The following is a 13,841-nucleotide window of genomic DNA, read 5'->3' on the forward strand; positions in this document are numbered from 1 at the left end:
TTGGAGAATGTCGCAGACAGGCTGCAATTGTGCGACTGCTCACCCTAAAATCGAACCCAACATCAATCATTCTCGCAGGCAGGATTGCAGGCTATGGCAGAGTTTCCGTCCAAGGCAAAAGTCGTCATCATCGGGCTCGGAGGGATCGTCGGCGCCTCCATCGCCCATCATCTCATCGAGCGCGGCTGGGACGACATCGTCGGTATCGACAAGTCGGGCATCCCCACCGACATCGGCTCGACGGCACATGCCTCGGACTTCTGTTATACCACCAGCCATGATTACCTGTCGGTCTGGACGACCCAGTACTCGATCGATTTCTTCGAGAAGATGGGCCACTACGCCCGCATCGGCGGCCTGGAAGTCGCGCGCACCGGCGACGACACCTGGATGGAAGAGATCAAGCGCAAGCTGTCGTCTGCCAAGGCGTTTGGCACCCGCGCCCATTATGTCTCGCCCGCCGAAATCAAGGCACTCTTCCCGCTGATCGAGGAAGATCAGGTGATGGGCGGCATGTTCGATCCCGACGCCGGTCTCGTCGTTCCGCGCAGCCAGACGGTTGCCGGCAAGCTGGTCGATGCGGCTGAAAAGTCTGGCAAACTCACAGCCTTTGCCAATACCCCGGCCAAATCGCTGATCGTCGAGGGCGGCCGCATCAAGGGTGTCGTCACCCATCGCGGCACGATCATGGCCGATCACGTCATCGTCTGCGCCGGTCTGTGGGGTCGTTTGATTGCCGAAATGGTCGGCGAGGATCTGCCGGTCATGCCGGTCGACCATCCGCTGACCTTCTTCGGTCCGTATAACGAGTTCGAAGGCACCGGCAAGGATATCGGCTATCCACTTTTGCGCGACCAGGGCAATTCGGCCTATATGCGCGACACCGGCGACCCGAAGACCACCGAAGGCGGCCAGATCGAGTGGGGCTATTACGAGACCACCAATCCGCGCATGTGCCATCCGCGCGAGCTCCTGGAAAAGCACGAGGCGCGCTTGTCGCCGTCGCAGCGCGACCTCGACATGGAGCAGATCATCGAGCCGCTCGAGCGCGCCATGGAACTGACGCCGATCCTCGGCGAACTCGGCTATAACGAAGGCCATTCGTTCAACGGCTTGCTGCAGGTGTCGGCCGCCGGCGGTCCGTCGTGTGGCGAAAGCCAGAAGGTGCGCGGCCTGTGGTACTGCGTCGCCATCTGGGTCAAGGACGGCCCCGGCTATGGCAAGCTGATCGCCGACTGGATGACCGATGGCCGCACCGAGATCGACCACAATTCGATCGACTATGCCCGCTTCTATCCGCATCAGCTGACCGAGGAATTCATCGCCAACCGCTGCTTCGAGGCGGCGCAGAAGATCTATTTCCCGGCGGTGCATACCCGCGAGCCCTATGCGTCCAGCCGTGGTGCCAAGCGTTCGCCGATGTATGAGCGCGAGGTCGAGCTCGGCGGCCACTTCATGGAACTCGGCGGCTGGGAGCGTGCGCATGGTTATGCCGCCAACGAGCATCTGCTGGAGAAATATGCAGACAAGGTTCCCGTGCGCGAGAACGAGTGGGACAATCGTCATTTCTGGCGCGTCTCGAATGCCGAACATCTGGCGATGAGCGAGGATTGCGGCATCGTCAATCTCAGCCATTTCCACATGGTCGACATCGAAGGCCCCGACCATGTCGAACTGCTCGAATGGCTCTGCGCTGCCAAGATCGGCGGCGACGGCAATATCGGCAAGGGCATCTACACCCACTTCCTCGACGACGAGGGCATGGTGCGGGCCGACTTCACCGTCATCCGCATGGCCGACCGTTGCCGGTTGATTAACGGGGCGGATGCCGGTCCGCGCGACTTCCATTACATGAAGCGCGTGGCTGAAGATCGAGGCCTCGACGTGAGGATCACCGACGTCTCGGAAAAGTTCATCACCATCGGCATCTGGGGCCCGAATGCCCGCGACACGCTGAAGAAGGTGGTTTCCGATCCGGCCGGCCTCGATCCGGAAAACTTCGCCTTTGCCCAGATCAAGCAGATCGAGATCGGAGGCAAACCGGTCACCGCCTTCCGCATTTCCTATGTCGGCGAGCAGGGCTGGGAGCTGCACATGAAATACGAGGACGGCCTTGCCGTCTGGGATGCCCTGCGCGCGACCGGCGTGATGGCCTTCGGCGTCGAGACCTATGCCAATTCGCGCCGCATGGAAAAGAGCCTGCGCCTGCAGAATGCCGACCTGCTCACCCAGTACAACCTGATCGAAGCCGATCTCGCCCGTCCGAAGGTCAAGGAAGCCGACTTCCGCGGCAAGGCGAAACATCTGGAATACAAGGCGCGTGAGCACCAGCCGGCGATGCTCTGCACGCTGGTGATGACCGAAAACACCGATGCCAAGGGCGTCAAGCGTTATCCTGTCGGCTCGATGCCGGTGATGGATCCGGCAACCGGCGAGGTGCTCATCGACACCCTCGGCCGCCGCTCCTACACCACCTCGGTGGCCTACGGTCCGACGATCGGCAAAAACATCGCGCTCGCCTATCTGCCCTGGGACTATTGCCAGGTCGGGCGCACGCTGAATGTCGAGTATTTCGGCGAGACTTATCCGGTGGAGGTTGCCGGCGTCGGCTATAAGCCGCTGTATGATGCGGAGAACCTGAAGCCGCGGAGCTGAGGCGAGGGCGGTATATTCAGAGGGTAGTGGACCCGTCGGTTGAGAGGCCGGCGGGTTTTCTTGTGAGCGCAAAGCTATTCCAACGCTCGGAATTGCAGACTTATCGTTTTTTCATAACGCATATCAGATGCCGGTAACGCCAAAAGGTGCTGGCTTGATGTGCCAAATTACGTGGTTTAACTTGCCGAGCGACGCTAGTCCTCTTCTGGTCGTTGTCGGAAGGTGATGGAATTGGAGTTTTCGAGCGCTTCTAAGCCTGGCGTACATTTTTTTGTTTGACGGCCGTGATCACTCGTAGGAGGAATCTGCTGAACCCACATGTCGCGACAAGCTGGATAACTATCCTTTTCTCTCTATGCCTGACCATCGTCGTGGGCATTGGTTTGTGGCGCAAGTTCAGACCTCTTGAGAACCTACCCGCTCTAGCGGGCTTCATAGCAGTGCTGGTCGCGCTAAGCAGCTCAGCAGTCGCGGATCTCTTTTATCATGGCATCCTCCCGACCAGAGTGTGGCCAGCCACAGGCATTTTCGACCAGGTTATTGTTACGTCTGGGGGCGATATTTTGGCGAAGGTTCAAGATCCGGTCATGGTGCGGAACCAGCGGGTGCAACGCTATGACTGTCGGGGCAACTTCAAGAACGCCTATCAGACTGACAATCGCGGTGGTGTGTTCAAGATCGCGGCCAATACCGATGGGACTTTGAGCATCTTCAGCGCGAGAGGAGACACAGTTGATGTGTTTCGTCTGGACGGCGCCTTTATCGACCGACGAACCATTGATCCGCGAGACATGCCGCTTGATCTACTTCGGTCAGGTCCTTCTGTTACCAAGTTGGGCGACTGTTCGGTTTTGGTGGACCCAGTGTCCGGTGGTCCGGCCGTGTGGATTGGCGATGAAATCCGACCTCTCGAAAGAGGGGATTGGTTTCTTGAAACTGTCTTGAGTGGATACTGGATTGTTGGTCTTGCGCTGAGTGGCTGTGGCATCTTGGCCCTATCCTTGTTCAAGCGGCGAAACGAGCCTCCGGTTGGCAGAGGGTGAACCTGCCCGTTCCATTGGGAAGCGGGAGGCAGACGACGTGCACTTGTTTTTCTGTATTCCATAGGATACGTTTATGGATATCCGCAGACATTCGATGTTCGATCGCTGGATGCGTGCCCTTCGAGACGGGCGTGCTGTCTCGAAGATCCTGCTGAGGATCCAGCGGATCGCTGACGGCAATTTCGGCGATCACAAGAGTGTTGGCGGAGGCGTGCATGAACTGCGGATCGATCACGGCCCCGGATACAGAGTTTATTATGTACAGCGAGGTTCAGTCGTGGTGATCCTCCTCTGTGGTGGAGACAAAAGCAGTCAGATCAGAGACATCGAAACAGCAAAGAGGCTGGCAACGGAATTGAAGGATTGGCCCAATGACCTCCACTAAGGACATGCCCCGCTTCGACGCAGCCGACTATCTCGAAACCCCGGAAGCGCGCGCCGATTACATGGCTGCAGCGCTGGAGGAGGGTGATGCCGTCGAAATTCGTCGGGCGCTGAACACGGTGGCCCGTTCGCTCGGCATGACCGCAGTGGCGGAAGAGGCCGGGGTCGGGCGGGAAAGCCTGTACAAGGCGCTCGGCGACAGCGGTAATCCGGAGTTTGCCACGGTGCTCAAGCTGATGAAGGCCATGGGCCTCAAGTTTTCTGCCTTGCCGATCGACGAAGAGTAGGGCGGTCCCACCTCCCCCTCTTGCGGGGGAGGACGGAAAATCGAAGGCTTAGGCGCGCGCAAGCCGCCTAAACTTCAGATTTTCCTGGAGAGGGGCACGGTTTCGCTGGCACCATCCTGACCAAGCCCGTCTCTTGCGAAATCTGAGGTTTGGCCCTGATCGGGCCAATTCCTCTCACAGCCTTCGCGCGGCGTCGCGCTCCGGCCTCCGTTCGCTGAAATCGATTCACTGGATCGATTTCTGGCCTTCGGCCAAGGCTCCGAAGTCTCCCCCGCAAGGGGGGGGATGGGGTCGCGCTTGTGGCGGAGTAGAGGTGATCAGTGCTGGACGCGCACAGTCAGCGTCCGGGTGCTGAATGGTGCGCGCGCACGCAATACACCCCATGACGTTCGACCGAGGTGGACGGGGCGGTCCTCCATTTTTGTCTTATACCGCCCCGTCCGGGGGACCTTGCGGTCCGCTCCTCCCCCCGGAGGCGTTCAGCCGACCTTGGCGACGCGCATGACTTCGGGGTCGTAGACGCGGCCGAAGCGGTTGGCGAGGAAGGCGGGCAGGGCGATTTCTTCCTGGCGGACGAAGCCCTTGGCAGGCAGCGTGCCGTCGGCGAGCAGGTCGAGAACGGTGCAGATGCCGGCAGCCGTGGTGATCTGGATGGCGCTCATCTTCTTGCCCGCGACCACACCGGCATAGACCTTGTTGGCATAGGTTTCCTGCAGGTAACGACCGTCCTTCCAGCCGCAGACGGTGACGAAGATGACGACGACGTCCTGCATGGTGGCGGGAAGGGCGTTTTCGAACAGGTCCTTCAGCACGTCGCGACGGTTCTTCAGGTTGAAGTCGTTGAGCAGCGCCTTGATGATCGCCTGATGGCCGGGATAGCGGATGGTGCGATAGTTCATCGTGCGCACGCGGCCTTCCAGCGTCTTGGCCAGCGTTCCGAGGCCGCCCGAGGTGTTGAAGGCCTCGTAGGTGACGCCGTCGAGCGAAAATTCCTCGCGCTCTTCCATGGCCGGCACGACGGTCAGCTTGCCTTCGACGACGGCTTCGCAGGGCTCGATATATTCGTTGATCAGGCCGTCGGTCGACCAGGTCAGATTGTAGTTCAGCGCGTTGGACGGATATTGCGGCAAGGCGCCGACGCGCATGCGCACGCTGTCGAGCGTGTCGAAATGTTTTGTCAGGTCCTGGGCGACGATCGAGATGAAGCCGGGGGCAAGGCCGCATTGCGGGATGAAGGCCGACTTGGCATTCGTAGCCATCTGCTCGACCTTGCGGGTGGTGGCGACGTCTTCGGTGAGGTCGAGATAGTGGGTCTGGGTGCGGGCAGCGCTTTCGGCGATGGCGCCGGTCAGGTGGAAGGGGGCGGCCGAAAGGACGGCGAATTTTTCAGCGAGCAAGGAATCGAGGGCGGCACTGTCGGTGATGTCGACCACGGTGGTCTTGACGGCGGCATGGGCGTCGAGCTTGGCCAGCTGGTCGGCGCTGCGGTCGGCCACGGTCACCTGATAGTCGCCGGTTTCGGCCAGCATGCGGGCAATCGCGCCGCCGATCTTGCCGGCTCCGATGATGACGACGTTTTTCATGACTGTGCCCCTATAAATGTAAAAGGGGCCGGTGCGACGACCGGCCGATTGCAATTGGTGAATTCCAGTGTGGGCGGGTGACCTGTCGATTCCAAGTGACGGAAAGTGTAAAATCACGTATCATTTTCAGTGAAACGACGACATGGATAGGCATAATGCAGGTTACCGACAAGGATCGCGCGCTTTTGTCATTGCTGGCCGAAAATGCCCGCATGCCGGTGGCGGAACTGGCGCGACGATTGGGCCTGTCACGCACCACCGTGCAGGCGCGGCTTGAGCGGCTGGAAGAGCAGGGCGTGATTGCCGGCTATGCGCTGAGGCTGTCGGAGGCTTATGAAAGCGGACTGATCCGGGCGCATGTGATGATCACGATGGCGCCCAAGGCTTTGGCCCAGGTGACGGCGGACCTGAATGCCATCAGGGATGTGACGGCGCTCTATTCCGTCAACGGCCCCTATGACCTGATCGCCATCGTCGCTGCCCCGTCGATTGCCGAACTCGACCGGCTGATCGACCGGATCGGCGAGGTGTCCGGGGTGGAGCGCACACTGTCGTCGATCATTCTGTCGACGCGCATTGCGCGGTAGGCATGAATGCTTCGCGTTGGCGCGGTCGGGTATCGTTGACGCAAGCTCGCCCCCCTCTGCCCTGCCCGGCATCTCCCCCACGGGTGGGGAGATCCGCAAGATGAGGCTGCTCGCCCAGCCAATAAAACCAGGCAGGAAAACCGGCTTGAAGACAAGTCATGCAGTCTCGGCAATGCCGCCAGCCGCGTCGCTACCGAATCGATTCAGCGCGCTCATCGTCATCAAGTCAGGCGAGCGCGACCTGCGGCTCGATCTCCCCACCTGTGGGGGAGATGCCCGGCAGGGCAGAGGGGGCGAACTGGCACTATGGCCAGCGGCCAGCGCCAAGAGGAAGAGCCGTCATCTCAAGCGGCCGCCAATTCCGCTCGCGTCAATGCCCGTTCCAGGGCCTCGATACACGCCGGATCATGGCTCTTGCCGGCGCCTTCCCAGAGGATGGCTAATGCCTTGGCGACCGGCATGGCGGCGCGGTAGGGGCGGTCGGCTGTGAGTGCATCGAAGACATCGGCAGTCGAGACAATGCGGGTCTCGAAGCTGATCTGATCGCCTTGCAGGCCGCGCGGATAGCCGGATCCATCCAGTTTTTCATGATGGGCGCCGCCGATCAGGGCGAGGTCGGCGAAGACGGTGATGCGTGACAGGATCGTTTCCGAAAACTCGGCATGGCGTTTCATCTGCTCCCATTCCTCGCCTTCCAGGCGGCCGGGCTTGTCGAGCACGCTGTTGGAGACGCCGAGCTTGCCGATGTCATGCAGCAGGGCGGCGCGTTTCAGCCGCCGGCGTTCCGGAGTTGCCATGCCCATCTCTTCGGCGATCATGTCGGTAAACAGGGCAACACGGTCGCTATGGCCGGAGGTGTAGGGACTTTTGGCGTCGATGACATGGGCAAAGCCGGCCGCGATGTCGTCGAGATAATCCTCGTCGGCCATGATCGCCTGTCGTCCGGGTTCGCGGGCGAGAACGAAGCGTTCGAGGTTGTCAGCGCCGAGTTCGGCCCAGAAGACCGGTGTCGCCACGGTCTTGAAGACGTCGACCAGATGTGGATCGAACCAGCTGCCGGCGCGCTTGCTGACTTCGGCAATGGCGGCTTCGGCGCCTTCATTGACGAAGAAGACATCGGCGACCTGGGCAAGCAACGCAATGCGGGCAAAGAGGTGGATCTCGTCGCCCTTGAGGCCGGCAGGCTGGCCGCCGCCATTGAAATGTTCGTCGAGATCGAGAATGCCTTGCGCGACGTCTTCGGAGAAGCGCATCTGCCGGGCGATTTCTGCGCCGCGCTCGCAGCGGGTGCGGATCAGGCCCTGGGAGATTTCCGCGCCGTTTTTGACGATATTGAGCAAGCCGCGAAACCGCTCGGCAAGGCCCGCCTGCATGCCGGTATGGGACAGGACAAAGCGGAGGATCTGTGGAAACGAGCCATCGACCAGCTTGAAGTCATGCTTGAATTTCAGGTCATCCGCCAGATACAGTTCGCAGATCCTGGCGGCATTGGACGAGCAGCCGAGATCCTTGAGCATCAGGGTATAATAGAGGTCGCGTAACCGATCTTCGGTCAATCCGAGTCTCTGACCAATGGCCGTGCCGATATAGCAGCAGCGGATGCAATGGCCGGGTGGCTGACCTTCGGTCAGGTCCAGCGCATGACTTAGCGCCTCGATGATCTCTGCGAGTCTTATCTGCGTGGCCATATCCATTCCTTCTTGCCTGCTTATAAAGCGAGGACTGTTAATGGCCGGTGTCTTGGAAGGTGTGACGCTCGCGGTTTTAAGGATGGCGGTGTTTCTCCCTTGGGCTAACCTCCTGTTCACCGCTTCCATGCTTGTCTTTTTCCCGCATTGTCTTACGACATGAGACGCACTATGTGCGGGTGAGCTAAACGCAAGTGGAGAATTGCCGGATGAACGAAGACGAAGACGACAAGAGCAAGGAACTGCCGATCGGCAAGGAAACGGAAGCGAACCTTTTCAAGTCGCGGTCGATCTTCATCTATGGCGGCATCACCATGGAACTGGCGCAGAAGGTCTGCACCCAGCTGGTCGCGCTTGCGGCAGCCTCGGACGATGACATCCGCGTGTTCGTCTGCTCGCCGGGCGGCCATGTCGAAGCGGGTGACGCGATCCACGACATGATCCGGTTCATCAAGCCGAAGGTATGGATTATCGCCACCGGCTGGGCTGCATCGGCCGGCTCGCTTATCTTCGTCGCTGTTCCCAAGGAACGCCGTCTGGCTCTGCCGAACACACGCTTCCTGATGCACCAGCCGTCGGGCGGCACGCGCGGCATGGCGTCTGACATCGAGATCCAGGCACGCGAAATCATCAAGATGAACCAGCGACTGATCAAGATCTATTCCAAAGCCACCGGCCAGACGGAAGAGAAGATCGCCAAGGACATCGACCGCGACTACTGGCTCGCGGCCGAAGACGCCGTTCAGTACGGCCTGGTCGGCAAGATCATCGAAAGCCACGCCGACATCGGCTGAGCGTCTTCGAAGCCTTGTGAATTGAAGAGCCCCTGCCGGAGACCGACGGGGGCTTTTTTTGTGCGACGATGTCGATGCGATACGGAGCGCCGATCTCGCATCCAGCTGTTTGGCGAAAACGTACCCGATTTCGCCATTCGTGCCTTGCCAAGGATCGGGCATTTTGGTGTTCGATAGGCAATTGTTCTCTCGTTCAACCAAGGCTTGCGCCATGCTGAAAGACTTTTCCGTCCAGAGCACCTTCATGGGTGTGCTGATCGCCTTTGTCGGCTTTGCCAGTTCCTTTGCCGTGGTCCTTCAGGGATTGAAAGGCGTGGGGGCGACAGACTACGAGGCGGCGTCCGGCCTGATGGCCCTGTCTATCTCGATGGGGCTTTGCGGCATAATTCTCAGCGTCTGGACCAAGTTGCCGGTTTCCGTTGCCTGGTCTACGCCGGGGGCGGCGCTGATGGCGACGGCGGGCATTCCGCTGGGTGGTTTCCCGGCGGCCGTCGGGGCATTTTTCGTTTGCGCTGCACTGATCGTACTGGCCGGCCTGTTCCGTCCCTTCGGCAGGGCGGTTGCCGCGATCCCAGCACCGCTGGCCAATGCCATGCTGGCTGGCGTCATCATCAATCTGTGTTTTGCGCCGTTCAAGGCTGTTGCCTTTGATGCCCGGCTCGGACTGCCGATCCTAGTCGTCTGGGCAGTGGTTGCTGCGTTCAAGCGCCTGTATGCGGTGCCGGCCGCATTGCTCACCTTCGTTGCGGTCATCGTGTTCGGTGTCGAATTGCCGGAAGGGGCGATGGCCAGCTGGACGCAATCCCTCGCGCCGCCGATCGAGTTCGTTATGCCGGTCTTCACCCTGTCTGCACTGGTTTCGATCGCGCTGCCGCTGTTCATTGTCACCATGGCCTCGCAGAACATCCCGGGAATTGCCATCCTCAAGGTCAATCACTATGAGCCGAAGCCCGGCCCGATGTTCGCCGTGACGGGTCTCTTCTCGTTCCTGTCTGCCCCCTTCGGCGGTCATGCGGTCAATCTTGCGGCCATCACTGCGGCGATGGCCGCCGGTGAGGACGCGCATCCAGATCCGGCGCGACGCTACTGGGCGGCAATCATCGGCGGTATCGGCTACATTCTGTTGGGATTGGCGGCCGGTGCCGTGACCTCGTTCGTGGCGCTGGCGCCGCCTATCCTCATCCAGTCGGTGGCGGGGCTTGCCCTGATCGGCGCTTTTTCAGGCTCGGCGGTTGCCGCCTTCAAGGATGTGGAAACGCGAGAGGCAGCAGCGCTGACGTTTCTGATTACCGCGTCCGGGATTTCCATCCTCGGCATATCCGGGGCATTCTGGGGGCTGATTGCCGGTGTGCTGATGCTGGGATTGGCGAAGATGGCCGGGCCAAAAACCTCATAGGGGAAGGACGCATATCTCAAAGCCATGCCGGCGCGCGGACTTCGACTGCCAACTGCTGAAGCACGATCTCAACGGCAATAATCGGATCGATTTCCTCCATACCTCGGCTTTTGCCGCCGAATAACGCTCTTGCGCGATTCATTCCTGCACGCTATCACTCTGGCCATGAGCACCTCTTTGACAATCATGTCCGAGCATATGAAGGCTACGCACAGCGCGGCCGGCTTTGCTGCGTCGGTGCCAAACTCGCTTCTTCTTCTCGGCCTTATCCGCGGTTGCCGGGTCCATTGAGGAGCGCCCGGCGGCCGGGTTAGCCGTTTGGCGATTGCTCCTCGAAAATCCAAACTTGTAGCGAGATTTGCCCTAGCAGGGCCGCTCACCCGTCGCCAAGCGCCTGCAGTTGCGCTATGAGCCGGGGGGAGTGCGAAGAGCAGAGATGAAGACGATGATCATGAAATCCCAGACCGTGAAAAATGGCATGCCGGACGCGAGCGAGAAGTACCGCGCCTATCCGCAGATCCAGATTCCTGACCGCACATGGCCGTCCAAGGTTATCGACAAGGCGCCGATCTGGTGCTCGGTCGACCTGCGCGACGGCAACCAGTCGCTGGTCAATCCGATGGGCCATGACCGCAAGGCGCGGATGTTCCAGTTGCTGCTCGACATGGGTTTCAAGGAAATCGAGATCGGCTTCCCGTCCGCGTCTCAAACCGACTTCGATTTTGCCCGGTGGTGTGTCGAGGAAGGCAATGTGGCGGATGATGTTTCCTTGCAGGTGCTGGTCCAGTGCCGGCCGGAACTGATCACCCGCACGTTCGAAGCACTGGACGGTGCCAAGAGGCCGATCATCCACTTCTACAACTCGACATCCGAATTGCAGCGCCGTGTGGTGTTCGGCAAGGATGTTCAAGGGATCAAGCAGATTGCCGTCGATGCGGCGAAGATGATCACCGACATGGCGGCGAATGCCGCCAGCAAGGACAATGGCGGTTTCCGCTTCGAATATTCGCCGGAGAGCTTTACCGGTACCGAGCTGGAAGTGGCGCTGGAAATCTGCAATGCGGTGGTCGAGATCATCAAGCCGACGCCGGACAACAAGCTGATCCTCAACCTGCCTTCGACCGTCGAGATGGCGACTCCGAACATCTATGCCGACCAGATCGAATGGATGTGCCGCAATATCGACAATCGCGAGAACTGCATCATCTCCCTGCATCCACACAACGACCGTGGCACGGGTATTGCTGCCACCGAACTGGGGCTGATGGCCGGCGCCGACCGCGTCGAAGGCACGTTGTTCGGCAATGGCGAGCGTACGGGCAATGTGGATGTCGTGACGCTGGCGCTGAACATGTTCACCCAGGGTGTCGATCCGAAACTCGACTGCTCGGACATTGAGCGGATCAAGGCGGTCTACGAGTATTCCAACGAGATGACCATTCCCGAGCGCCACCCTTACGTCGGCGAACTGGTCTATACTGCGTTTTCCGGCTCGCACCAGGATGCGATCAACAAGGGCATGAAGGCGATCAAGGTCGCCAATCACCCGGTCTGGGAAGTGCCTTATCTGCCGATCGATCCGCAGGATGTAGGGCGCTCCTACGAGGCGATCATCCGCATCAACTCGCAATCGGGCAAGGGTGGGATCGCCTACATCCTGCAGGAAGACTACGGCATCAACCTGCCGCGCAACCTGCAGGTGGAGTTCCGCGAGGACATCCAGCGCATCACGGATGAAGAGGGCATCGAACTGCCGTCGAAGCGCATCCATGCACGCTTCATCGAACGTTATGTCGATCAGCCCGAGGCACGGATCAAGTTCGTCGATCACCATACCTACCCGGCCGGTTCCGACCAGAAGGGTATCCGCGTGGTTGCTGCCGAGATTACCGATGGCGGCGAGACCATGCGCATCGAGGGCAAGGGCACCGGGCCGATCGACGGTTTCGTCAATGCGCTGTCGGCCTATCTGGGCATCGATCTCTCGGTTGAGGACTATTCCGAGCATTCGCTGCAGCACGGATCCAACGCAGCGGCCATAGCCTATGTGGAAATGGCGCATGTCGGCGGCAAGCTGTTTGGGGTCGGCATCAACACCAACATCGTCACCGCTTCGCTGGAGGCGATCGTGTCGGCCGCCAACCGCGTGCTGGCTGAACAGAAATAGGCCTGACTTGTGTCATTGCGGGACCATAGAAGTGGTCCCGTGATCGCATTCAGTCGTCATGCTCGGGCCTGTCCCGTACATCTACTCCCGTCGAATTTTCGGTAAACGTTGGAAGATCCTCGGGATAAGCCCGAGGACGATGTCGCGAAAGGCGTGAGTTCAGCCGCCGATCAGAATCTGCCGGTGATCGAGCGCAAGCGGCACATTGTCGCTTTCGATCCTGTAACGCTCCCATTCCACCTGCCAGTTATCCGCTGTTCCCTCGATGGAAAAGAGATTGTAACCAGCGGCCGGTTTCTTGCCGCCTGGACCTTGACTGGCCGATGCGATGCCGACGACCGGCACTCGCTTGCCGTGGTTGTCGAGCCAATACAGCGTATTGAGATGCGTGTGGCCGTGCAGCACCAGTTCGGCGCCGCCGGTGCGGATGGCGGCGGCAAAGCGGCGGATACCGATCAGGCGCTTGTGCTGCGAGGTCGCGCCACGGATCGGCGGGTGATGGATCATCACCACGCGAAACAGGCCCTCTTCGCCTGCAGCTTTCAGCAATTGCGCCGTTTCCCGTGCCTGGCGGCCGCTGAAATAACCCTGAGCGGAAAAAGGTGGGGTGGCGATCGAGGTCGAGCAACCGATCAGCGCGACCGGTCCGCGGCGGCGGATATAGGGAAAGATCTTGTGGTCGTCCTGCCAGATCAGTGGATCGTCGTCACCCCGGATGTAATCATACCAGGCATGAACGGAGCGATCATGCGCGCCGGGCACATAGGCATCGTGGTTGCCGGGAACGACGGAAGTGTCTAGCGGTGCTCCGGCCTGTTGCAGCCACTCTGCGACGAGGCGGATTTCGAGGCGGGACGCCAGGTTGACCAGATCGCCGGTGATTGCCAGATGATCGGGCTGATGTTGGCGCAGGCCCTCGAGAACCATCTCCAAGGCATTGGGGAAAAGGTGCTTGCGCCGGTTGCGGTGCCAGTTCACATAGCCCGTAATCCGCTTGGACGCGAGTTCCCGGATCGTCAGGTTCGGCAAGGGGCCAAGATGGACGTCGGAAATATGCGCGAGCTTGAACATGGCGTCTCTCTTAAAGGCGCCGGCATTGGGGGGCAAGGAAAATGACGCCAGCGAATGATAGCTCCGAAATCCCCGGTCGGGCCAAGAAGTTCCTTGTGCGGTTGCTGCATGTCTACTTTGCCCTCAGCCGGGGCATGACGCTTGGCGTGCGCGCGGCCTGCTACGACGAAGCGGGGCAGATATTTC

General features: G+C 60.1%; 11 protein-coding genes. 8 read left to right on the forward strand and 3 right to left on the reverse strand.

The window, feature by feature from the left end:
• The first annotated feature begins 93 nt into the window (after nt 1-93).
• From PDO_RS18000 to PDO_RS18015, 4 genes are all read left to right on the forward strand, one after another.
• Entirely contained in the window at nt 94-2,655 is a 2,562-nt protein-coding gene (locus tag PDO_RS18000; RefSeq protein WP_007605321.1) for a GcvT family protein, read from the forward strand.
• A 371-nt stretch (nt 2,656-3,026) separates the two neighbouring features.
• Nucleotides 3,027-3,698 carry an NHL repeat-containing protein gene (locus PDO_RS18005; RefSeq protein ID WP_037074554.1) on the forward strand — a complete coding sequence of 224 codons (672 nt, stop codon included), beginning with the start codon at nt 3,027-3,029 and terminating at the stop codon, nt 3,696-3,698.
• 73 nt (nt 3,699-3,771) lie between these two features.
• Entirely contained in the window at nt 3,772-4,083 is a 312-nt protein-coding gene (locus tag PDO_RS18010) for a type II toxin-antitoxin system RelE/ParE family toxin (protein WP_007605325.1), read from the forward strand.
• On the forward strand, nt 4,070-4,369 hold the full coding sequence (locus PDO_RS18015) for an addiction module antidote protein (protein WP_007605327.1): 300 nt from the start codon (nt 4,070-4,072) through the stop codon (nt 4,367-4,369). The genes PDO_RS18010 and PDO_RS18015 overlap by 14 nt, the downstream gene beginning before the upstream one ends.
• Before the next feature lie 479 nt (nt 4,370-4,848).
• Here the strand turns inward: PDO_RS18015 and PDO_RS18020 are convergent, their stop codons facing one another.
• Nucleotides 4,849-5,952 carry a saccharopine dehydrogenase family protein gene (locus tag PDO_RS18020; RefSeq protein WP_007605329.1) on the reverse strand — a complete coding sequence of 368 codons (1,104 nt, stop codon included), beginning with the start codon at nt 5,950-5,952 and terminating at the stop codon, nt 4,849-4,851.
• A gap of 155 nt (nt 5,953-6,107) precedes the next feature.
• Between PDO_RS18020 and PDO_RS18025 the strand changes: the two genes are divergently transcribed.
• A complete protein-coding gene (locus tag PDO_RS18025; RefSeq protein WP_007605332.1) occupies nt 6,108-6,539 on the forward strand; it encodes an Lrp/AsnC family transcriptional regulator in 432 nt (143 codons plus the stop codon).
• A gap of 344 nt (nt 6,540-6,883) precedes the next feature.
• Here the strand turns inward: PDO_RS18025 and PDO_RS18030 are convergent, their stop codons facing one another.
• Nucleotides 6,884-8,227, reverse strand: coding sequence for an HD-GYP domain-containing protein (locus PDO_RS18030; protein ID WP_007605334.1), 1,344 nt, complete (start codon nt 8,225-8,227; stop codon nt 6,884-6,886).
• A gap of 209 nt (nt 8,228-8,436) precedes the next feature.
• Here PDO_RS18030 and PDO_RS18035 point away from each other — a divergent pair, with 209 nt between their 5' ends.
• The 3 genes from PDO_RS18035 to leuA all read left to right on the forward strand — a co-directional run bounded on the left by PDO_RS18035 (nt 8,437) and on the right by leuA (nt 12,584).
• Entirely contained in the window at nt 8,437-9,021 is a 585-nt protein-coding gene (locus tag PDO_RS18035) for an ATP-dependent Clp protease proteolytic subunit (protein WP_007605337.1), read from the forward strand.
• 211 nt (nt 9,022-9,232) lie between these two features.
• A complete protein-coding gene (locus PDO_RS18040; protein ID WP_007605340.1) occupies nt 9,233-10,417 on the forward strand; it encodes a benzoate/H(+) symporter BenE family transporter in 1,185 nt (394 codons plus the stop codon).
• A gap of 445 nt (nt 10,418-10,862) precedes the next feature.
• Nucleotides 10,863-12,584: a 2-isopropylmalate synthase gene (leuA, locus tag PDO_RS18045; protein ID WP_037074566.1), complete on the forward strand. Its 1,722-nt coding sequence runs from the start codon at nt 10,863-10,865 to the stop codon at nt 12,582-12,584.
• A 159-nt stretch (nt 12,585-12,743) separates the two neighbouring features.
• On the opposite strand, the gene PDO_RS18050 is transcribed toward leuA, so the two are convergent.
• Nucleotides 12,744-13,655: a metallophosphoesterase family protein gene (locus tag PDO_RS18050; RefSeq protein ID WP_007605344.1), complete on the reverse strand. Its 912-nt coding sequence runs from the start codon at nt 13,653-13,655 to the stop codon at nt 12,744-12,746.
• Nucleotides 13,656-13,841 lie beyond the last annotated feature (186 nt).

This window comes from Rhizobium sp. PDO1-076 (assembly GCF_000247475.1).
GTDB lineage: Bacteria > Pseudomonadota > Alphaproteobacteria > Rhizobiales > Rhizobiaceae > Allorhizobium.